18 protein-coding genes and 1 tRNA gene are annotated in these 21,112 nt (G+C 62.7%); 18 read left to right on the forward strand and 1 reads right to left on the reverse strand.

Translation table 11 applies throughout. The annotated features are described in order from the left end of the window. Positions 1 to 114: 114 nt before the first annotated feature. The 18 genes from QRN54_RS26165 to QRN54_RS26250 all read left to right on the forward strand — a co-directional run bounded on the left by QRN54_RS26165 (position 115) and on the right by QRN54_RS26250 (position 18,144). Positions 115 to 1,056: a tetratricopeptide repeat protein gene (locus tag QRN54_RS26165; protein ID WP_080961175.1), complete on the forward strand. Its 942-nt coding sequence runs from the start codon at positions 115 to 117 to the stop codon at positions 1,054 to 1,056. Beyond that, entirely contained in the window at positions 1,053 to 2,036 is a 984-nt protein-coding gene (locus QRN54_RS26170) for an HAD-IIA family hydrolase (protein ID WP_063316361.1), read from the forward strand. Before QRN54_RS26165 ends, QRN54_RS26170 begins: the two co-directional genes overlap by 4 nt. A gap of 76 nt (positions 2,037 to 2,112) precedes the next feature. After that, positions 2,113 to 2,355, forward strand: a complete 243-nt coding sequence (locus QRN54_RS26175; protein ID WP_003946140.1) for a hypothetical protein — start codon at positions 2,113 to 2,115, stop codon at positions 2,353 to 2,355. A gap of 1 nt (position 2,356) precedes the next feature. Continuing rightward, positions 2,357 to 3,196 carry a TlyA family RNA methyltransferase gene (locus QRN54_RS26180; protein WP_285183406.1) on the forward strand — a complete coding sequence of 280 codons (840 nt, stop codon included), beginning with the start codon at positions 2,357 to 2,359 and terminating at the stop codon, positions 3,194 to 3,196. After that, the gene (locus QRN54_RS26185) at positions 3,193 to 4,140 is read left to right on the forward strand and encodes an NAD kinase (RefSeq protein WP_003946132.1); all 948 of its coding nucleotides are present in this window, start codon (positions 3,193 to 3,195) and stop codon (positions 4,138 to 4,140) included. Before QRN54_RS26180 ends, QRN54_RS26185 begins: the two co-directional genes overlap by 4 nt. A gap of 2 nt (positions 4,141 to 4,142) precedes the next feature. Beyond that, positions 4,143 to 5,921, forward strand: coding sequence for a DNA repair protein RecN (gene recN / locus QRN54_RS26190; protein ID WP_003946143.1), 1,779 nt, complete (start codon positions 4,143 to 4,145; stop codon positions 5,919 to 5,921). A gap of 86 nt (positions 5,922 to 6,007) precedes the next feature. Continuing rightward, positions 6,008 to 7,192: a putative cytokinetic ring protein SteA gene (gene steA, locus QRN54_RS26195; RefSeq protein WP_007731902.1), complete on the forward strand. Its 1,185-nt coding sequence runs from the start codon at positions 6,008 to 6,010 to the stop codon at positions 7,190 to 7,192. Next, entirely contained in the window at positions 7,189 to 8,142 is a 954-nt protein-coding gene (locus QRN54_RS26200) for a copper transporter (protein ID WP_285183407.1), read from the forward strand. Before steA ends, QRN54_RS26200 begins: the two co-directional genes overlap by 4 nt. A gap of 156 nt (positions 8,143 to 8,298) precedes the next feature. Continuing rightward, positions 8,299 to 10,059 (forward strand): CTP synthase, encoded by a 1,761-nt coding sequence (gene pyrG / locus QRN54_RS26205; protein ID WP_003946139.1) that lies wholly within the window; start codon positions 8,299 to 8,301, stop codon positions 10,057 to 10,059. 6 nt (positions 10,060 to 10,065) lie between these two features. Next, entirely contained in the window at positions 10,066 to 10,698 is a 633-nt protein-coding gene (locus tag QRN54_RS26210; protein WP_007731894.1) for an NUDIX domain-containing protein, read from the forward strand. A 1-nt stretch (position 10,699) separates the two neighbouring features. Next, positions 10,700 to 11,623, forward strand: a complete 924-nt coding sequence (xerD, locus tag QRN54_RS26215) for a site-specific tyrosine recombinase XerD (protein WP_285183409.1) — start codon at positions 10,700 to 10,702, stop codon at positions 11,621 to 11,623. A gap of 143 nt (positions 11,624 to 11,766) precedes the next feature. Next, positions 11,767 to 12,780, forward strand: a complete 1,014-nt coding sequence (locus QRN54_RS26220) for a ParA family protein (protein WP_003946138.1) — start codon at positions 11,767 to 11,769, stop codon at positions 12,778 to 12,780. 50 nt (positions 12,781 to 12,830) lie between these two features. Beyond that, entirely contained in the window at positions 12,831 to 13,652 is an 822-nt protein-coding gene (locus QRN54_RS26225) for a segregation and condensation protein A (RefSeq protein ID WP_046379919.1), read from the forward strand. Positions 13,653 to 13,693: 41 nt separating this feature from the next. After that, positions 13,694 to 14,377: an SMC-Scp complex subunit ScpB gene (scpB, locus tag QRN54_RS26230; protein ID WP_037127047.1), complete on the forward strand. Its 684-nt coding sequence runs from the start codon at positions 13,694 to 13,696 to the stop codon at positions 14,375 to 14,377. Between the two features lie 77 nt (positions 14,378 to 14,454). Beyond that, positions 14,455 to 15,852, forward strand: a complete 1,398-nt coding sequence (locus QRN54_RS26235) for a pseudouridine synthase (protein ID WP_075833298.1) — start codon at positions 14,455 to 14,457, stop codon at positions 15,850 to 15,852. A gap of 11 nt (positions 15,853 to 15,863) precedes the next feature. Next, positions 15,864 to 16,544, forward strand: a complete 681-nt coding sequence (cmk, locus tag QRN54_RS26240) for a (d)CMP kinase (protein ID WP_285183432.1) — start codon at positions 15,864 to 15,866, stop codon at positions 16,542 to 16,544. Next, entirely contained in the window at positions 16,541 to 17,968 is a 1,428-nt protein-coding gene (gene der, locus QRN54_RS26245) for a ribosome biogenesis GTPase Der (RefSeq protein WP_007731884.1), read from the forward strand. The genes cmk and der overlap by 4 nt, the downstream gene beginning before the upstream one ends. A 102-nt stretch (positions 17,969 to 18,070) precedes the next feature. Next, positions 18,071 to 18,144, forward strand: a tRNA-Pro gene (locus QRN54_RS26250). A gap of 425 nt (positions 18,145 to 18,569) precedes the next feature. Here QRN54_RS26250 and QRN54_RS26255 read toward each other — a convergent pair. After that, entirely contained in the window at positions 18,570 to 20,960 is a 2,391-nt protein-coding gene (locus QRN54_RS26255; protein ID WP_285183410.1) for a hypothetical protein, read from the reverse strand. Positions 20,961 to 21,112 lie beyond the last annotated feature (152 nt).

Genomic DNA, 21,112 nt, shown 5'->3' on the forward strand with positions numbered 1-21,112 from the left:
GCGCCGATGGTACTGCACTCGACAGGGTGTGGGAGAGTAGGACACCGCCGAACACCCGTTAACCGAAAGGGGACCCAACATATTGGGTCCCCTTTCGTGCGTTGTATGAGAGGAATGACTGTGTCGGAGAATGGCGACGAGCGTCGGTCCTTCCGTGGGGGAGGAGCGCCTCGATCAGGTGGCCCCCGTCGTGACAACGACGGGCGTGGATCACGCGGCGCTGCAGGCGGAGACCGCCGCGGTGGTGCCGGAGACAACAACCGTGGCGGTGCTGGAAACAGTAACCGCGGCGGCGGATTCAACGGCGGACAGCGTCGCGGCGGCGAGGGTGGGTTCACCCCTCGTGGACGCGACGGCGACCGCAACCGTCAGCAAGCACGACCTGACGAACCGGATTTGCCCGACAACGTAGAGCCCACGGAGTTGGACCCGGCCGTTCGTCGGGATCTGCTCAGCCTCGACAAGGACAACGCCAACACGGTTGCGCGTCACCTCGTCATGGCGGGCAAGCTCGTCGACGAAGATCCGGAACTCGCACTGCTCCACGCTCGCGCTGCCCGTCAGCGCGCCGGCCGAATTGCGGTCGTTCGTGAAGCTGCCGGAATCACCGCGTACCACGCCGGTGAATGGGCTGAAGCTCTCTCCGAGCTTCGTGCTGCCCGTCGAATGGCTGGCGGACCGGGTCTGATCGCTGTCATGGCCGACTGCGAACGCGGTTTGGGTCGACCCGAACGCGCGATCGAGCTCGGCCGTAGCGACGAGGCTGCCCTGCTTTCGGGCGACGAGGCGTCTGAGTTGAGGATCGTCGTCGCGGGCGCCCGCATGGATCTCGGTCAGTTCGACCAGGCAGTTGTCACACTGCAGACCAAGGATCTGGACGCAGCGCGTACCGGTGAAGCTGCGGCTCGGCTGTTCTACGCCTACGCCGATGCCCTCGTTTCAGCTGGTCGTGTCGAAGACGGACTGAAGTGGTTCCTCAACGCTGCAGCTGCTGACCTCGAGGGTGACACGGATGCTGAAGAACGGGTCGCCGAGTTGACCGGAGAAGATCAGTGACCGTGCTTCGTACTCAGTACGACGTACTTTTGCTCGATCTCGACGGCACGCTGTACGCCGGAGCTCATGCGATTCCCGGCACCCAGGCCGCTCTCGGTCAGGGCACGCAGGCTTTGTACTACGTGACCAACAATGCGAGTCGCTCGCCTTCGGCAGTGTCGGCGCATTTGACCGAACTCGGTTTCGATTCCGAAGACGATCGTGTCGTCACCAGTTCTCAGACGGCAGTGCGTCTGCTGTCGGAGCGTCTCGAACCCGGTGCCGCTGTGCTCGTCGTCGGTACCGACGCATTGGCCGACGAGGTGACGCGCGTCGGGTTGCTTCCGGTGCGCGAATTCGCGGATTCTCCGGTTGCTGTCGTTCAAGGACATTCGACGGAGACCAACTGGTCGATCCTTGCCGAGGCGTGCTTGGCGATCCGGGCCGGTGCGCTGTGGGTAGCGGCAAACCTGGACACAACACTGCCGTCGGAGCGGGGTTTGGTGCTGGGCAACGGCTCGATGGTGGCAGCTCTACGCGCTGCGACCAAGCAGGAACCGTTGGTGGCAGGTAAGCCTGCTGCACCGCTGATGGAGGACGCGCTCGCTCGCAGCGGGTGCTCGCGTCCACTGGTGGTCGGTGATCGTTTGGACACCGATATCGAAGGCGCACAAGCTGTTTCGATCGACTCGTTGTTGGTTCTCACCGGTGTGAGCATGCCGGGTGACGTACTGCGGGCTCCGGTTGAGCAGCGCCCCACCTACATTGCAGCAACTCTGGATTCGCTCAATCAGCCGGCCGTCGAATCGCTGGTCGGTGCGGACTCCAAGTGGTCTGTCTCCGTGAACGGGTCGGCGCTGGTTGTCGACGGCCCGGTTGTCGGGGACGAGATGTCGCTTCTACGCGCGGTTGCGCCTGTCGCATGGGCTAATCCGTCGTTCCGGACCCTGGAAGCGTCGGATGCCGGCGTGGCGGATCTGTTTGCATCCTGGCTCGTCTGATCTCTCGCAAATGTGTTCGACTCGCGGGGGTGCGGGTGTATGCGTAACCGAGAGTCATGCACTAACGTTGTGCCCGATGAGCACGCCGACACCGCACCCCGGAAACACGAGTAACGGATCTCCGTTGCCCGGGCCACGCCCTTCCGTCGATCCGGAACGCATACGTTCTGACGTCGACGGTTTGCTGGCGCGCCTCGGTGGCATCGAACAGGATCCGAACGATCAGCACGGAGCAGGTGTGATTCCGCAGAAGGCACATATTTTGGAACAGGCACACGAGGTGCTCGTCCAGGCACTCGCCTCTGTGGACAGGGCTTGACGTGGCACGTAGAGCACGGGTGGACGCCGAACTTGTCCGTCGCGGACTCGCACGGTCACGAGATCATGCGCAAGAACTGATTTCCGCCGGGCGAGTTCTCATCTCGGGAGCCGTTGCGACCAAGCCTGCGACGGCGATCGAAGCCGGTACTCCGCTTCGGGTCGTCGAGGTGGAGCAGGAAGTTTCGTGGGCGTCGCGAGGTGCTCACAAACTGATCGGCGCACTCGACGCCTTCGGTGCCGAAGGATTGACGGTCGAAGGTCGCCGTTGCCTCGACGCCGGCGCATCCACCGGTGGGTTCACCGATGTTCTGCTGACGCGTGGTGCGAAGGAAGTTGTCGCAGTGGACGTCGGCTACGGACAACTGGTGTGGCGCCTGCAGTCCGATGACCGGGTGCACGTCATCGACCGAACCAATGTTCGTGCAATTGATGCGGAGACCATCGGCGGAACTGTCGATCTCGTTGTCGCGGACTTGTCGTTCATTTCTCTCAAACTTGTACTCGGGGCGTTTGTCGCCTGTACTGCTGACGGCGCGGACCTGGTTCCGATGGTCAAGCCTCAGTTCGAGGTGGGCAAGGACCGCGTCGGTGCCGGTGGCGTCGTACGAGATCCGGAATTGCGAATCTCGGCTGTGCTCGACGTGTCGGAGGCTGCTGCAAAGGTAGGTCTGCGGACGTTAGGTGTCGTGGCCAGCCCATTGCCCGGTCCGTCGGGAAATGTCGAGTATTTCCTGTGGCTTCGAAAGACAGGTTCGCCCGTTGATCACGAGCCGGACACCGAGGGAATTCCTTCGGTGGAGGACATGATTCGCAAGGCTGTAGAGGAAGGGCCCCAGTGAACGCGGTCACGAACGGCGAGTCGCGCGAGATCCTTCTTGTCGCACACCCTGGTCGACGTGACATCACGGAAACCGCCAAACGAGTCGGGAAGATTTTCGAACGGGCGGGAATCGGACTGCGAGTCCTCGTCGACGAAGCAGACAGCTCGCGCATCGAAGCAATGACGGAACCCGCGGGCTTCTCTGCGCCGGGTCTCGACGTCACGGTTGTTCATCCCGGCCCTGATGCTGCCGTCGGATGCGAGTTAGTTCTGGTTCTCGGTGGTGACGGCACATTTCTGCGCGCCGCCGAACTCGCTCAAGAAGCGTCCATTCCGGTACTGGGCATCAACCTCGGACGGATCGGATTTCTGGCAGAGACCGAGGCCGAGCATCTCGACGAGGCTCTCGCACAGGTAGTTCGCAAGGAATATCGCGTCGAGTCCCGTATGACACTCGACGTTGTGATTCGGGTGGACGACGAGATCATCGATCGCGGGTGGGCGCTGAACGAGGCCAGTATCGAGAATCGTTCGCGTCTGGGAGTTCTCGAAGTTGTCCTCGAAGTCGACGGCCGACCGGTGTCTGCCTTCGGTTGCGACGGTGTTCTCGTGTCCACTCCCACCGGCTCGACCGCTTATGCCTTTTCTGCAGGCGGCCCTGTCGTGTGGCCCGAACTCGAAGCATTGCTCGTCGTACCCAGCAACGCGCACGCGCTGTTCGCGCGGCCGTTGGTCACCAGCCCGAATTCGATCATCGCGGTGGAGACCGTCGCCGGTAGCCACGACGGCCTGGTCTTCTGCGACGGTCGTCGTACGTTGGAACTGCCTGCCGGCGCTCGCGTCGAGATCGTTCGCGGCGCCACTCCCGTCAAGTGGGTCCGGTTGGACTCTGCGCCCTTCGCTGATCGGATGGTTCGCAAGTTCGAGCTTCCGGTTACCGGATGGCGAGGAAGGAAGCCTTAATCGTGCTCGCAGAGATCCGTATCGACAGTCTTGGTGTGATCTCCGAGGCCAGCGCCCAGTTCCACGAGGGCCTGACCGTCCTGACCGGTGAAACCGGCGCAGGTAAAACGATGGTCGTCACCAGCTTGCACCTCCTCAGCGGAGCGCGAGCCGATGCCGGGCGGGTGCGGTTGGGCGCGTCGCGAGCCGTCGTCGAAGGACGATTCATCGCCGACGACGTCTCACCGGCCACCGAGCGTGAGATCGTCCGAATCCTGGAATCGTCCGGCGCCGAGCGCGACGAGGACGGGACCATCATCGCCGTCCGGACAGTCGGCAGCGACGGCCGCTCACGGGCTCATCTCGGCGGACGAAGCGTGCCGGCGGGAGTTCTCTCCGAATTCACGGACCCACTTCTGACTGTCCACGGACAGAACGATCAGCTGCGATTGCTTCGTCCCGACCAGCAACGCAATGCGCTGGACCGCTTCGGGGACAAGGCAATCGGAACGCTGCTGACGAGGTACCGCAAACACCGTCGTGAATGGCTCGATGCTCGTTCGGAGTTGATCGAACGCACGTCGAAGGCTCGTGAACTGGCGCAAGAAGCAGATCAGTTGACCTTCGCGCTCAACGAAATCGACGGCGTGGCACCCGAGCCAGGCGAGGACACGGCAATCGTTGCCGAAGTTCGTCGACTCAGTGAACTCGATTCGCTCCGCTCGGCTGCGGAAGAGGCGCACGCTGCGCTCGCCGGTAGTGACGACATGGCCAGCGGCGACGTCGGGGTCATGCCGGCGCTAGACCTGATGTCCGAAGCGCGGGCGCGTATCGAGTCGGTCACCGACGCAGATCTGGACGGCCTCGGTTCCCGGTTGGCCGACGCTATTGCCGTCGTCACCGATGTTGCCGGTGATCTGAACACCTATCTGTCCGGGCTGCCCGCAGACCCGGGTGCTCTGGACTCGCTGCTGTCGCGGCAATCGGAACTGAAGACTCTGACTCGCAAGTACGCCGCCGATGTCGACGGTGTTCTCGAATGGGCAGATACCGCTCGCGCTCGTCTGTCCAAACTCGACGTGTCGTCGGATGCGTTGTCGCTGTTGGCCAAGCAGGTCGAGGAGACGGCTGGCCTCACCGCGGAAGCCGCCACAAAGCTGAGCGCCGCCAGAGTCAAGGCAGCGGCAAAGCTCGCCAAAGCCGTCAGCGCGGAACTCGCCGGTCTGGCGATGGGACGTGCGGGTCTCGAGGTGACTGTGCGCTCGCAGCCTGCCGGCCCGCAGGACTCGGCGCCGCTCAGCGTCGGGGGAGTAGACCTTCATGCCGGGTCTGCCGGCGTCGACGAGGTGGAATTCCGTCTGTCCGCGCACAGCGGGGCACCGTCACTTCCGATCAGCAAGAGCGCTTCCGGTGGCGAGCTGTCACGCGTCATGCTGGCGCTCGAGGTTGTTCTCGCTGGTAGCGACACCGGTGCGACGATGGTTTTCGACGAAGTGGACGCGGGGGTCGGTGGTCGCGCTGCTGTCGAGATCGGCCGCCGATTGGCGAAACTTGCTCGTACGCATCAGGTTATCGTCGTCACCCACCTTCCGCAGGTTGCTGCGTTTGCCGACACCCACCTCGTGGTGGACAAGGTCGACGACAAAGGCGGCGTGGTGAGCAGTGGCGTGCGGACCTTGTCGGATTCGGATCGGGTGGTCGAATTGGCCCGTATGTTGGCAGGGCTGGACGACACCGAGACCGGTCGTGCGCACGCCGAAGAACTGCTCGAGATCGCGAATGCGGCCCGCGTCACAGATTGAAGGTTCTGTGGTGTTGGTGTGACTGATGTGGTAGTTGTCGGCGCGCCTCCACCGGTCAACGCGGTTTCAGGTTCATCATCGAAGCCATGAAGATGCCCGGATTGCTCTCACGTAACACCGAATCCTTGCCTGGGATCAGTGGCATCGCCAGGGCCGATCGGAACACGGCGAAGCTTCTACGCCGCGTCGGTCCTGGAGACATCGTGATCCTCGACGAAGTCGACATCGATCGCCGGACCGCCGATGCTCTGGTGAAAGCCGGAGTCATGGCCGTGGTCAACGCGTCGCCGTCGATTTCGGGGCGGTACCCCAACCTCGGACCGGAAGTGATCGTCGCCAACGACATCGTTCTGATCGATGCCGTAGACGGTGACGTCTTCAAGAACGTCAAGGACGGCAGCAAGATCCGCCTGCACGAGGGCGAGATCTTCAACGGCGAGAAGAGCCTCGTCAAGGGCGAAGAGCAGACCGAGGCCGAGATCTCCGATCGGATGATCGAGGCCAAGACCGGCCTGGTCGATCACCTGGAAGCGTTCTCGGGTAACACCATCGAGTTCATCCGCACCGAAAGTCCTTTGCTGATCGACGGAATCGGTGTTCCGGACATCGACATCGACTTGAAGGATCGCCACGTCGTGGTCGTCTCCGACGGACCCGAACACGAGGCCGATCTGAAGAACCTCAAGCCCTTCATCAAGGAGTATTCGCCGATCCTGATCGGTGTCGGTGCAGGTGCGGACGTGTTGAGCAAGGCCGGATACCGCCCCGATCTGATCGTGGGCGACCCGGAAGAGATCACCAGTTCCACCCTCAAGTCCGGCGCGGAAGTTGTTCTGCCCGCAGACCAGGACGGTCATGCGGCGGGGCTTTCCCGAATCCAGGATCTCGGGATCGGGGCGATGACGTTCCCGGCGACCTGCTCACCGACCGACCTTGCGTTGCTGCTCGCCGATCACCACGGAGCTTCACTGATCGTGACGGTCGGCAACGTGGTGTCCTTGGACGAGTTCTTCGACCGTGGGCGTCGTGAAAGCAATCCGTCGGCGTTCATGACACGGCTCAAGGTGGGACCGAAGCTGGTCGACGCCAAGGCTGTGGCAACGCTGTATCGAAGTCGAGTGTCCGGCGGCGCGATCGCGCTCCTGGTGCTCGCCGCCCTGGTGGCAGTGATCGTCGCCCTGGTCGTGTCCAATGCCGGTAGTGAAGTTCTCGACTGGGCAATCGCAACGTGGAACAGCTTCGCGCTGTGGGTTCAGGGGCTCTTCAAGTGATTTCGATGCGTCAACATGCAATTTCCATAGCGGCAATCTTCCTGGCACTCGCGATCGGCGTGGTGCTCGGTTCCGGAATGCTGTCCAGTGGATTGCTTTCGGGTCTGCGCGACGACAAGGCGGACCTGCAGAACGAGATCGAAGACCTCAATCAACAGTCCAATCAGCTTCAGCAGCAACTCAATTCCGCGGACGGCTTCGATGCCGCTGTCGGCGGTCGCGTCGTGCGTGACAGTCTCGCTGGTCGCACCGTCGTCGTCATCACGGCACCGGACGCGGATCCCAGTGATCTCGACGGTGTCAACCGACTCGTCACTGCCGCCGGCGGTGCCGTGACCGGACGCGTCTCGCTCACCGATTCGTTTGTCGACGCCACCGGTGGTGACCGCTTGCGGACCGTCGTCACCAATGTCATCCCTGCGGGGATCACCCTAAAGACCGGTGCGGTCGATCAGGGCAGTCTCGCGGGTGATCTGCTCGGTTCGGTTCTGCTTCTCAACGGGCAGAACAGCGAACCGCGGAGCAGTCCGGACGAGATGAATCTCGCGCTCGACTCGCTGCGTAGCGCCGGTTTCATCAGCTACGACGACGGAGCGGTCAAGCCGGCTCAACTCGCCGTGGTTCTCACCGGCGACAACAAGAGTGAATCCGACGCAGCCACGGGTAACCGCGGCGCCGTCATCGCCCGGTTCGCCGGTGCTCTCGACGGACGCGGCGCAGGAACGATTCTCGCGGGCCGGCCTGGCTCGGCCGAGGGCAGTGGTCCGGTTGCCGTCGCTCGTGCGGACGCGGCGCTCTCAGCGGGCTTGACGACCATCGACAACATCGATCGGGAGTCGGGCAAGATCACCACGCCGTTGGCGCTGCAGGAACAGTTGAACGGCGGCGCCGGCCGCTACGGCACGGGACCGGGAGCGGCGGCGGTCACCGTCGGCGCACCCACCAACTGAACACCCCGGTATTGATACGCCGGTCACATCGGGGGCGGAAAGTCGGCGCGTTGTAGGCACCGACCCCCGATAGGTGTTACCGTGAAATCCCGTGGGTCGGCAGGCCCCAGCATGCTTCATCAGACCAAGCCCTGCACAGTCGTCACGGGAGCCCCTTTGCCACAGTCACGCACTAACACACGTACCGCCACCAAGCACATCTTCGTCAGCGGAGGTGTAGCTTCCTCGCTCGGCAAAGGTTTGACCGCCTCGAGCCTGGGACAGTTGTTGACCGCGCGGGGAATGCGCGTGACCATGCAGAAGCTCGATCCCTATCTCAATGTGGATCCGGGCACCATGAACCCCTTCCAGCACGGCGAGGTCTTCGTCACCGAAGACGGTGCCGAGACCGACCTCGACGTCGGACACTACGAGCGGTTCCTCGACCGTGACCTCTCCGGCCAGGCGAACGTCACCACCGGCCAGGTTTACTCGACGGTCATCGCCAAGGAACGCCGCGGCGAGTACCTCGGCGACACCGTTCAGGTCATCCCGCACATCACCGACGAGATCAAGCGTCGCATCCTCGAGATGAGCGGTCCGGATCTGCAGGGACACCGCCCGGACGTCGTGATCACCGAAATCGGTGGAACAGTCGGCGACATCGAATCGCAGCCCTTTCTCGAAGCCGCTCGCCAGGTCCGCCACGACGTCGGCCGCGACAACGTCTTCTTCCTGCACGTCTCCCTCGTGCCGTACCTCGGCCCCTCCGGAGAACTCAAGACCAAGCCCACGCAGCACTCGGTTGCGTCGTTGCGCAGCATCGGCATTCAGCCCGACGCGCTGATCCTTCGTTGCGATCGTGACGTTCCGCAGGGCCTCAAGAACAAGATCGCGCTCATGTGCGACGTGGACGTCGACGCCTGCATCTCGACGCCCGACGCTCCCTCGATCTACGACATCCCGAAGGTTCTGCACCGTGAGGGCCTCGACGCTTACGTCGTTCGCCAGCTCGGTCTCCCGTTCCGCGACGTCGACTGGACCGTGTGGGGCAACCTCCTCGATCGTGTTCACCAGCCGCGTGAGACCGTGCGGGTCGCGTTGGTCGGCAAGTACGTCGACCTGCCCGACGCATACCTCTCCGTCACCGAGGCACTGCGCGCCGGTGGATTCGCGAACCGGTCCAAGGTCGAGATCTCCTGGGTCCCGTCGGACGCCTGTGAGACCGAAGCCGGAGCGCAGGCCGCTCTCGGTGACGTCGACGGTGTTCTGATCCCCGGTGGCTTCGGCATCCGCGGCATCGAAGGCAAGCTCGGCGCGATCCGTTTCGCACGTTCGCGCAAGCTGCCGCTGCTGGGTCTGTGCCTGGGTCTGCAGTGCGTCGTCATCGAAGCTGCTCGTAGCGTCGGCCTCGACGATGCCAACTCGGCCGAGTTCGAGCCGGACACCAAGCACCCGGTCATCTCCACGATGGCTGATCAGGAAGACGTCATTGCCGGTGACGCCGACCTCGGTGGCACCATGCGTCTGGGTGCTTACCCGGCCGTGCTGACCAAGGGTTCCGTCGTCGCTCAGGCCTACGGAACCGAGGACGTCTCCGAGCGTCACCGTCACCGTTACGAGGTCAACAACACCTACCGCGACCGGATTGCCAAGTCCGGCTTGCAGTTCAGCGGAACTTCACCGGACGGCCACCTGGTCGAGTTCGTCGAGTACCCGCGTGAGCAGCATCCGTTCTTCGTTGCCACCCAGGCACACCCGGAGCTCAAGAGTCGCCCGACACGCCCGCACCCGCTGTTCGCCGCCTTCGTCGAAGCAGCGTTGACGTACAAGCTCGAAGAGCGCCTGCCCGTCGACGTCCACGGTGACGAGAAGATCGACACCGCCGCCACCGAGACGGCGCTCGACGCTGCAGTCGAGAACGTGGAAAAGGTCTAGCCACAGATGAGCGATCCCGGTCGGCACGAATTCGACACCCTCGGCTCCAAGACGGTCTACACCGGCGCGATCATCGCGTTGCGCGTCGACACCGTTGCGATGCCTGGTGGTCAGCGTGCCGATCGGGAAGTCGTCGAGCATCACGGCGCCGTTGCCGTCGTGGCACTGGACGAGCGCGACAATCTGGTGCTGATTCACCAGTACCGTCACCCGCTCGGGCACCGGTTGTGGGAAATTCCTGCCGGTCTGCTCGACGCTGCGGGGGAGAGCCCGGTCGAGGCGGCAGCGCGCGAGCTGGGCGAAGAAACCGGACTCGGCGCCGATCGGTGGTCGGTGCTGGTCGATGTCGCTCTCTCACCCGGGTTCACGGACGAGGCGGTTCGCGTCTTCCTCGCCGAGGGGTTGCACGAGGTGGAGCGCGACGATCCCGAACACGAAGAAGCCGATCTCGAGATTTCGCGGGTTCCGCTCGCCGACGCCGTCGACATGGCGCTACGCGGCGACATCGTCAATGCCACAGCGGTATCAGGCATTCTCGCGATCGCCACCGCACGCGCGACGGGAAAGCCGCTACGCCCCGCCGACGCACCGTGGCCCGATCGTCCTCGCGCATTCGGAGAACGCAAGTCGCGAGCCTGAAGTGCTTGCCCGACAGGTGGACTCGTATCTCGACCATCTAGCGGTCGAGCGAGGATCTGCGCGCAATACTCTACTTTCCTATCGCCGCGACCTGAATCGGTACGCGGAGTACCTGCACGGACGCGGCATCGACGACGTCGCGGGCGTGACGGAGAACGACGTCACCGAATTCGTGACAAATCTGCGCCTGGGTGACAAAGATGCCGGAGTCGTACCATTGGCGGCCAGTTCGGCAGCACGCACCCTGATCGCGGTCCGCGGATTCCACAAGTTCTCCGCCGCCGAGGGCCTGGTCAGCGTCGACGTGGCCCGAACGGTCAAGCCGCCGACGCCCGGACGCAAGCTGCCCAAGGCTCTGCCGCTCGACGACGTGATCGCCCTGCTCGACGCTTCGGGTGGCGGTGCGGCCGGTGACGGGCCCCGCGACCTGCGGGATCGCGCTCTGCTCGAGCTCCTGTACTCGACCGGAGCGCGAATCACCGAGGCGATCGATCTGGACGTCGACGACATCGATACCGAAACTCGTTCCGTGCTGCTCAAGGGCAAGGGCGGCAAGCAGCGGATCGTCCCCGTCGGCAGGCCGGCGATCGCCGCCGTCGACGCGTATCTCGTCCGCGGGCGCCCAAGCCTGGCGACGCGCGGTGTTCCTGCCCTCTTTCTCAACGCTCGCGGTGGACGCCTCTCGCGTCAGAGTGCATGGCAGATTCTTCAGGACGCGGCCGCGTCCGCCGGGATCAAGGCGGACGTCTCACCCCATACGCTCAGGCACTCGTTTGCCACACACCTGCTCGACGGCGGCGCGGACGTACGCGTCGTGCAGGAACTTCTCGGTCACGCTTCGGTAACCACGACGCAGATCTACACACTGGTCACCGTCACCGCGTTGCGCGAAGTGTGGGCTCAGGCACACCCGCGTGCCCGTTAGGGGTTGGTTGGCTCATGCGTGTCTGCGAGACCATTCGGTGATGTAAGCGGTAGCGTTCAAGGAGCGCGAGCGGCCTCCACCGCAGTTTCGGGGGTTTGCCGGCGCCGAGAGCAACCGCCGAAAGAGTAGGGGAGCATCGGACCGTGTCGACATCGCAGCCACCAGCGGCGGAGTCCGCGCCGCCGCATGTCAATGCCCAACTCTTCGAGCGCGTGAACGAATCAGCACCGGCTGTACCCTCCGAACCAGAGGCGATGTTCGAAATAGATACGACGCCAGTAGCCTCTCCACCTGCGGAAACCCTCACCGTTTCCGCGGAAGAACTCGGCCCGACAGGTCGACCGGTCCGCGAGGTACCCCAACCGACACCGTTGGCGCACCACGGACCCGCGATGATCATCGCGATGTGCAACCAGAAGGGCGGCGTCGGCAAGACGACGTCGACCATCAACCTGGGTGCGTCGTTGGCCGAATACGGTCGCCGAGTGCTCCTGGTGGATCTCGATCCCCAAGGCGCGTTGTCTGCTGGACTGGGCGTCCAGCATCACGACCTGGAACTGACCGTCCATAACCTTCTGGTCGAACCGCGTGTGTCCATCGACGATGTGTTGATGCGAACTCGGGTCGACGGCCTCGACCTGCTGCCCAGCAACATCGACCTTTCGGCCGCCGAGATCCAATTGGTCACCGAGGTCGGACGTGAGCAGACCTTGGGACGCGTGTTGCACCCTGTTCTCGATCGGTACGACTACGTGCTCATCGACTGCCAGCCGTCGCTTGGCCTGCTCACGGTGAATGCACTGGCCTGCGCCGATTCGGTCATCATTCCGATGGAATGCGAGTACTTCAGCCTGCGCGGCCTGGCACTCCTCAACGACACCGTCGAAAAGGTGCACGATCGTCTCAATCCCAAGCTCGAGTTGGCCGGTATCGTCGTCACGATGTTCGACGCCCGGACTCTGCACGCTCGTGAGGTGATGGCGCGAGTCGTCGAGGTGTTCGGCGACGTCGTCTACGACACGGTGATCAACCGCACCGTCCGATTCCCCGAAACCAGCGTCGCCGGTGAGCCGATCACGACGTGGGCGCCGAAATCGGCTGGGGCCGAGGCATATCGAGCATTGGCCCGCGAGGTCATTCACCGGTCTGGTCGTTAGTGGAACTGATTGCATCGCAAGAAGATTCGGTCGAAGTCGAGCCGGATTCGATCGACCCGAACGTGCCGACCGACGCTCAGACCGCAGCCAAGGCTGCCGGTTTCCGAGTCACTCTCCGGAACTTCGAAGGCCCGTTCGATCTGCTGTTGAACCTGATCAATCAACGACAGCTCGATGTCACCGAAGTCGCCCTGCACACCGTCACTGACGATTTCATCGCATACACCAAGGAACTTGGCAGTGCGATGGGCCTCGATCAGACAACAGAGTTTCTGGTCGTCGCAGCTACGCTTCTGGACCTGAAAGCGGCCAGGCTGTTGCCCGCCGGGCAGGTCGAGGACGCGGAGGATCTGGCGCTACTCGAAGCCCGCGACCTTCTCTTCGCGCGGCTGCTGCAGTACCGGGCGTACAAACAAGTTGCGGCGCTGTTCGGTGAGTTGGAGGAAGCAGCGCTGCGGCGCTATCCGCGCTCGGTTGCCGTCGAGGATCAGTTCACCGAACTCCTGCCCGAGGTGTTGTTGGGCGTCGACCCTCAGCGTTTTGCGGAGATCGCGGCGACTGTGTTCACACCACGTCCGGTGCCGACGGTGGGCCTCGATCACCTCCATGTGTCCAATATCTCGATACCCGAGCAGGCCGAGCGAATTCTCGAGTTGCTGCGCGAGCGAGGCATAGGGGAGTGGACACCCTTCGGGGACCTCGTTGCCGAGTGTGAGATCACCGTCGAGATAGTCGCAAGATTTCTCGCGTTGCTCGAGTTGTATCGCCGGCAGGTCATTGTGTTCGAGCAACCCGAAGCACTCGGACCGCTGATGGTGAGTTGGACCGGAGACGACCCGGCCGCGCCGGTCACAGAGGAGGACTACGGATGAACGCCGAGCCGACGGAACCAGAGTCTTCGCAGCTAGACGAGATGATCGAGCCTACCGAACACGCCTCGGAGTCCGAAGATTCCGCCCCCGATTTCGAACTCGACGACGATCAACTCGACGCAGTGCTGGAGTCGCTTCTGCTTGTCGTGGATTCGCCGGCCGAAGTGAACCAACTCGCATCTGTCACCGGAACCGCGCCGGAACGAGTCGAAGAACGCCTGACGTCGATGTCAGCCGCATTGACCGCTCGCGGCAGCGGAATGGACCTTCGCTACGCGGGCGACGGATGGCGTCTGTACACGCGACAAGAGTTTGCCCCGTACGTGGAAAAGCTGCTATTGGACGGCGCACGCACCAAATTGACCAGGGCGGCATTGGAAACTTTGGCCGTAGTCGCATACCGTCAACCGTTGACTCGTGCGCGGATCAGTGCGGTACGAGGCGTCAACGTGGACGGGGTGGTACGCACCCTCCTTGCCCGCGGACTGATCGCGGAAGCCGGGCCTGACCCGGACACCAACGCGACACGGTACTCCACGACCGAACTGTTCCTCGAACGGCTCGGCCTGGCCTCGCTCAGCGAGCTCCCGGAGTTGGCCCCGCTCTTGCCTGATGTCGATCTCATCGACGACATCAGCGAAAGCCTGGAATCCGATCCGCGATTTGCGAGAATGAACAAGGCAGACGTGCCCGCTGACGTAGTGGACACCGAAGTCGACGACTGACCGGAATTCCGGCGCTCGTCAGCACCGAGAAAGACCCGACCACGCTCGGGAAACAGTAGAAAACTGACAGGAAAAAAGTGAACAATCCCGCTCGCCGAGATGGCACACCGGACCGTAACAACTCCCGCGACAACCGCGGCGCACGCAGCGATGCCCCCCGTGGTGGTCGCAGCGACGCCCCCCGCGGCGCACGTAGCGAAGCGCCCCGTGGTGGACGCAGCAACACTTCCCGCAGTACCTCCGGATACGACCGCAACGCCGGATCCGACCGTCCCCGCACGGACGACCGTCGCGGTGGATTCAATGATGACCGTCGCCCTCCGCGCAGTGATGACCGTCGCCCTGCACGTACGGACGACCGTCGTGGTGGCTACAACGACGATCGGCGCGGCCCGCGCACGGACGATCGCCGCGGACCCCGCAGCGATGACCGCCGTACCCCCCACGTCGACGCCCGTCGCGCACCGCGTGGCGGCGCTGACCGTCGTAGTGACGATCAGCGCGGCGCACGCCCCGACGCTCCTCGCGGCGGCGCATGGTCGAACGCACCTCGTGGGTCCAAGTTCGACGGACCTCCGCGCAAGCGCCCGGCAGCTCCCACACCGCCGGCGACAAACAAGCGAGGCAAGCCGAAGACCGAGAAGCCGCAGCGCGTCGTCTCTCAGAACCCGTTGGTCTCCAACGCCAAGCCGGCACGTCACCAGCATGCCGAGATCACCAAGCACGACGGCCCGCCGAAGGGCGACGGCGTCCGCTTGCAGAAGGTGCTGGCTCAGGCCGGCGTCGCATCACGCCGTGCAGCTGAAGAACTGATCGACCAGGGTCGCGTCGAGGTCGACGGTCGCATCGTCGTCGAACAGGGTCTGCGTGTCGACCCCGAGAACGCAGTGGTTCGTGTCGACGGCGTCCGCGTCGTCGTGCAGAAGGACCTCGTCTACCTCGCGATGAACAAGCCGCGTGGCTGGCAGTGCACCATGTCCGACGATCTCGGTCGTCCGTGTGTCGGTGACATCGTCTCCGAGCGCGTTCAGTCGGGTCAGCGGCTCTTCCACGTCGGCCGTCTCGACGCCGACACCGAAGGCTTGCTTCTCTTCACCAACGACGGTGACTTGGCTCACCGCCTGATGCACCCGTCGTTCGAGGTTCCGAAGACGTACCTCGCCACGGTTCACGGAGTTGTCGAGCGCAGCACCGGCAAGCAGTTGCGTGACGGCGTCACCCTCGACGACGGTCCGGCCAAGGTGGACGCGTTCACCGTGCTCGAGATCAACGAGGGCAAGACGCTCGTCAAGCTGGTTCTGCACGAGGGCCGTAAGCACATCGTGCGTCGCCTCCTCGATGCCGTCGGTCACCCCGTTGTCCGCCTGGTACGCACCAACGTCGGAGTTGTCGCTCTCGGCGATCAGCGTCCGGGAACGCAGCGCGTCCTCGGACGTAGCGAGGTCGGTGGACTGTACGAGGCGGTCGGCCTGTGACCGATTCGTCCATGCCGCTGGTAGTCGCAATGGACGGACCGTCCGGAACCGGCAAGTCCAGCGTCTCTCGCGCGTTGGCGCAGCGTTTGGGCGCTCGCTACCTCGACACCGGAGCCATCTACCGGATCGCGACCCTGCACGTGCTGCGTCAGGGAATCGATCTGGCGGATTCCGCCGCGATCACGGCCGCCGTTGCGGCGTTGCCATGGTCCATCGGTACCGATCCGAGCAGCGAGCAGGTGCATCTCGACGGCGCGGACGTCAGCGAGGAGATCCGCGGCGACGCGGTCACCAAGGCTGTCTCCGCAGTGTCGGCCGTACCCGAGGTTCGCGACCTGCTGGTCGCCACTCAGCGTGAGTTGGCGGCCGGTGCGGAGCGGATCGTCGTGGAAGGTCGCGACATCGGAACCGTCGTACTCCCCGATGCAGACGTCAAGATCTTCTTGACCGCATCGGCGGAAACCCGTGCGGCACGGCGCAATACGCAGAATATTGGCCAAGGCCGTGAAGACAATTACGAAGCGGTGCTGGCTGATGTGCAGCGCCGTGACCATCTCGATTCGACTCGGGCAGTGTCGCCGTTGCGCCCTGCCGAGGATTCCATTCTGGTGGATACGAGCGAATTCGGAATTGAAGATGTGATCGCCAAGTTGCTGTTGGTGGTCAGCGACAGAACTGGAGCAGTGCAGTGAGCGACGATCTGGTAACCGAATATGCCGGTGACGGAACTTGGTCCGAGGAATCGGAGTGGGACTACGCCGATCTCGAAGCGGAAGGCGAAGGCGAAGCGCACATTGCCGTCCCGACCTTGGCTGTTGTCGGTCGACCGAACGTCGGCAAGTCGACGCTCGTCAACCGCATCATCGGCCGTCGTGAAGCGGTAGTCGAGGACATCCCCGGCGTCACTCGTGACCGCGTCTCGTATGAGGCGAACTGGGCCGGACGACGCTTCCTCGTCCAGGACACCGGCGGATGGGAACCCGACGCAAAGGGCCTTCAGCAGGCCGTTGCCCGGCAGGCCGAGTTGGCCATGGGAACAGCTGACGCCATTCTCCTGGTCGTCGACGCTGTTGTCGGCGCTACGGCGACGGACGAAGCTGTGGCTCGCGTGCTTCGCCGCTCGAAGACTCCGGTCATCCTCGTTGCCAACAAGGTAGACGACGGACGTACCGAGTCCGAGGTTGCAGCGCTGTGGTCCTTGGGCCTCGGTCAGCCGTACTCCGTGAGTGCGACCCACGGCCGCGGCACCGGCGACCTGCTCGACGAGGTTCTCGAGAAGCTGCCGGAAACCCCGCGTGAAGGTATCCCCGGCGGCGGTCCGCGTCGTGTTGCTCTCGTCGGAAAGCCGAACGTCGGAAAGTCCAGCTTGCTCAACAAGCTGTCCGGTGACGAGCGGTCCGTCGTGCACAATGTTGCCGGCACCACCGTCGACCCGGTCGACTCCATCGTCGAACTCGGCGGGCGCCCTTGGCGTTTCGTCGACACGGCTGGTCTGCGCAAGCGCGTCAGCCATGCCAGCGGGGCGGAGTTCTATGCGTCGCTGCGTACGAAGAGCGCGATCGAGGCCGCTGAGGTCGCGATCCTGCTGATCGACGCGCACGAGCCGATCACCGAGCAGGACCTACGTGTTCTGAGCATGGTGGCCGACACGGGTCGCGCACTGGTGATCGCATTCAACAAGTGGGACCTCGTGGACGAGGACCGTCGACTCATGCTGGACAAGGAAGTGGACCGCGATCTGGTCCGCGTTCCGTGGGCTCAGCGAGTCAACATCTCCGCCCACACCGGTCGCGCAGTGGCGAAGCTCGTGCCGGCTCTCGACACGGCTCTCGAATCCTGGGACAAGCGAATCCCCACGGGTCGCCTGAACACCTGGCTCAAGGAAGTTGTGGCAGCAACACCGCCGCCGATGCGTGGTGGCCGACTGCCTCGCATCATGTTCGCGACGCAGGCAAGCACGCGCCCGCCGACATTCGTTCTCTTCACAACGGGCTTCCTCGAGGCCGGCTACCGCCGCTTCATCGAGCGGCGTCTGCGTGAAGAGTTCAACTTCGACGGCAGCCCGATCCGCGTGTCCGTCCGAGTGCGCGAGAAGCGCGACCGTAAGGGCCGCTGATTCTGCGTCCAATTCGGTACTGAAACGGCTCTGACCAGCCGATTGGTACTTCGGCCCGTCCCTGATGTAATCTTTCCAAGCGCCCGAAACAAGGGCGTGGGACGGGCTGTGGCGCAGCTTGGTAGCGCACTTGACTGGGGGTCAAGTGGTCGCAGGTTCAAATCCTGTCAGCCCGACCGAAGTGAGATTGAAATGCGGCTCCGGAGCAATCCGGAGCCGCTTTTTTGCTGTGCCTGTGGCAGGCCGTCACTTGCGTGCCCTTGCGAAGGTCCCAGCGGGCGTATTTCTGTTCGGCATCCAACGACTGGCGACGGAACTGGTTCTATCGATGTTCTTATGTATCGGTATGGAGGTATGACCGCTTGATAGGGATTCAAGTTCGCATGGAACAAGATCTCGAATCTGGGCATGACCAGCTATGTGGCATGAGGACGCGAGGTTTCCGTCCGGCCGGCATTCTCTCTAGAGGTTAGGAATGTCGGCATCTGAGCATTCACGCTTAGCGGTTGTTGTCGTACGGAGACGATTTGAGCTGTTCACAAGCGGCGATTCAAGGGCGCGAAACATTGCGGTCCGTCAGCGAGGTCCAAACCCGCAACGCCTAGCCGTACAAGTGGTCCCAAGGAGACCGCCTCCATTTCGAAGTGTCCTCGGTCTGCCGGAGCACCTGCTCCCCGAATCGTTTGTTGATCCAGTTTTCTGCGTCTGCGTCGGCTGGTAGTTGTGGGTAGCTGTCGCGCCACTCAAAGAACTCGTGTCCGTAACTTGGCCCAGTTCCATGTAGGTCGTAAAGATGCTCGGCAGTCAACGCAAAGTGAGGTCGGCCGTTAGGGTCCTCGGTGACCTTCCACGGGGCTGCGCAGGCCGCCGACTGCTCGGTGGTTACCGCAAATGTTGCCGGTGCGCCTACGCGGTCGGCGACTCGCCAGAGCTTCTCAAGATCCCGTAAATACAGGCCGCGTGCGCGCGCTTTGCATTCGCCGAGAACCCACGCTCCGTTGCTCAGGATGACTAGCAAGTCAACCTCGGCGAGTGGGTTCTTCGAGCCTAGTTCGAATAGTTCGACGCCCGGATAGATTCCGAAGAGATGCCCACTCCTCCGATCAAAAATTCGACTTAGGTGGTGCATGGCTAAGACCGCGGGCAGGGCGTCGGAGCGGTTTGCACGTAGAAGCGTCTCGCTGGCTCGATATTGGTGGTCAATCTTGATCGCGTTGAATGGGTTTGCAATGGGCCGTCCGCAGCCGTGGCAGATCAGAACTGGGATGGCGTCCTCGAGGGTGCGCCATTGGTCGTGGTTGCAACTAGGACATGTAGCTTCGATTCCGCGGACGATGAATCGGTGTGAAAGGGCCCAGTCGATCCAAGACGAAGTCTCGTTTTTCGGCAACCTGAGAAGCGTCTTTATTCGGCTGAAGTCCATGTATGTAGTCTCATCCAACTCGGGTGATCCGATTGCCGCGTCGAGTTTCGCGGTCAATGTGTCGTACTTGTCTACGTTTTCGAGTTCTGATGTACCAGCGAGGAATTGGTCTAAGCGGCGTTTGACGAGGCTAGAATGTCCACGTCGGGTGAGATTGGACATGAGATCGATCGCACCGGGCGACGCCAGCATTGAAAGGTCACCGCCGGAGGCTCGAATAAGATGTTCTCCCGCAACACCAGGTTCGCTCGGCCGAGCAGTGAGCGAGCGGTCTGCTGCGAGAGCTCGGAGAACTTCAAGTCCTGTCGGCTGGCTGATGCGTCTGAAATCGTGGAGATTTCCAACACTCGCGATCTGACCGTGAAGGTAGCCTTGCGTTCCATACTTGCCTCGCCGCATGGTTGGGCTAGGTGGCAGTCGGTGGTTTGAGATGGTGGTGGTGCTACGCAGCCAAGTTGCATCGCTGGACCCCAAGTACTGCTGACCCAACTGCTCGACGTCGGTTGGTGAGAAGGATGCGATCATTGCTTCGCCGCCTCTAAACTGCGCAACGTCCGTGGAGGATACGCAGTAACCGAATATGGGACCCATGAGTTCCCACGGATCCACTACGTCGAAGGTTGTGGCCTCTGCGAGTGTTCGCAGTTTCGCCATCGGGACGCTGAAGGACGTCAGTGTGATGTGATGTGATATCCCGAAGTGGTGATGAATTTTGTGTTCGTGCTCAAGATGGACGAGGTCGCCGAGTGTCCTGCTCGTAATAGGCACGGCGAGTGGAAGTTTTGGGGGGTGAGCGAAGCGTGCCCGAAGATTCCAAAGCAATGCTAAGTCGGCGATGCTGCCCGGTTCGTAAACGACGATGATGTTCGGCCCGTAATGCTCGCGCATCGGGTTTCCGCCCCACGAGAAGCGTGAATTGCTCGGCATACCCTTGTTGAAACCTGCGACGAGTCCGGATGGAAGGCGCTCTCGTGTCAGAGCTACCGCGGTAGTTCTTACAGGGTCGCTAATGCGTTCGACTAGATCTCGGATCGACCCACTGTCGACGCCTTCGAGGTGGATGACATCTTCGAATTTTAGGTCGGTTTTGAGGTTGCTACGATTGTTGCGGTGCCTATCTGGGCCTTCAGGAAGGATGCCTAAGGTGCCAAGGTATGCGATATACCAGGGGTCGTCTGTCGGCAACCCGCGGGCAGTCTGTACTCGGACGCTTCCTGGTTTCTCAAGTTCGATTAGTTGACGCAGGAGGGACCGGGTCGCTTGGGCGTATTGATCAGAAAACCAATCCACTGCGGAGTCTGGAACAATTTCGCGCCAGTCGATCCCGTCGATGTTGCTTTCAATGAGAAGCCGGTGTAGCCGATCATCGATGTCAGGAGAATCTCGCCGGACCGCGACAATAGGGGACGCTCCACCGGCCCAGTCCGTGCACGCAGTGGCGATCGCGTCGGTGGCATCGGCTATTGAGTCTGCGTCGATAACTCTCGCGACGACGGTTGGTCGAAGTTGGCGTTCGATTGACAGTGAGCCTTCCGTTAGGTCGTCGGTGATTAGCGGCCAGAGATCCACTTCCGTACCTTTCAATTGGCAATGCTGGGCGTCGGGCCCGCCGCACAGTCGGCCGAGCGCAATGCATGGACGATTCACCTACACAGTCAGTTAGTCGAGAGCGCGCGGCTACGTGACTTCGAGTCTGGCAGTGTGGATAGTGTTGGGTGTAC

Source organism: Rhodococcus sp. MEB032, from assembly GCF_030208925.1.
GTDB classification, from domain to species: domain Bacteria; phylum Actinomycetota; class Actinomycetes; order Mycobacteriales; family Mycobacteriaceae; genus Rhodococcus_F; species Rhodococcus_F qingshengii.

What these genes read in the sequence shown, in the direction of transcription:
- QRN54_RS26165 (WP_080961175.1), top strand. Translation starts at nt 115, where the DNA reads ATGACTGTGTCGGAGAATGGCGACGAGCGTCGGTCCTTCCGTGGGGGA.
- QRN54_RS26175 (WP_003946140.1), top strand. Translation starts at nt 2,113, where the DNA reads ATGAGCACGCCGACACCGCACCCCGGAAACACGAGTAACGGATCTCCG.
- steA (WP_007731902.1), top strand. Translation starts at nt 6,008, where the DNA reads ATGAAGATGCCCGGATTGCTCTCACGTAACACCGAATCCTTGCCTGGG.
- QRN54_RS26210 (WP_007731894.1), top strand. Translation starts at nt 10,066, where the DNA reads ATGAGCGATCCCGGTCGGCACGAATTCGACACCCTCGGCTCCAAGACG.
- scpB (WP_037127047.1), top strand. Translation starts at nt 13,694, where the DNA reads ATGATCGAGCCTACCGAACACGCCTCGGAGTCCGAAGATTCCGCCCCC.
- cmk (WP_285183432.1), top strand. Translation starts at nt 15,864, where the DNA reads ATGCCGCTGGTAGTCGCAATGGACGGACCGTCCGGAACCGGCAAGTCC.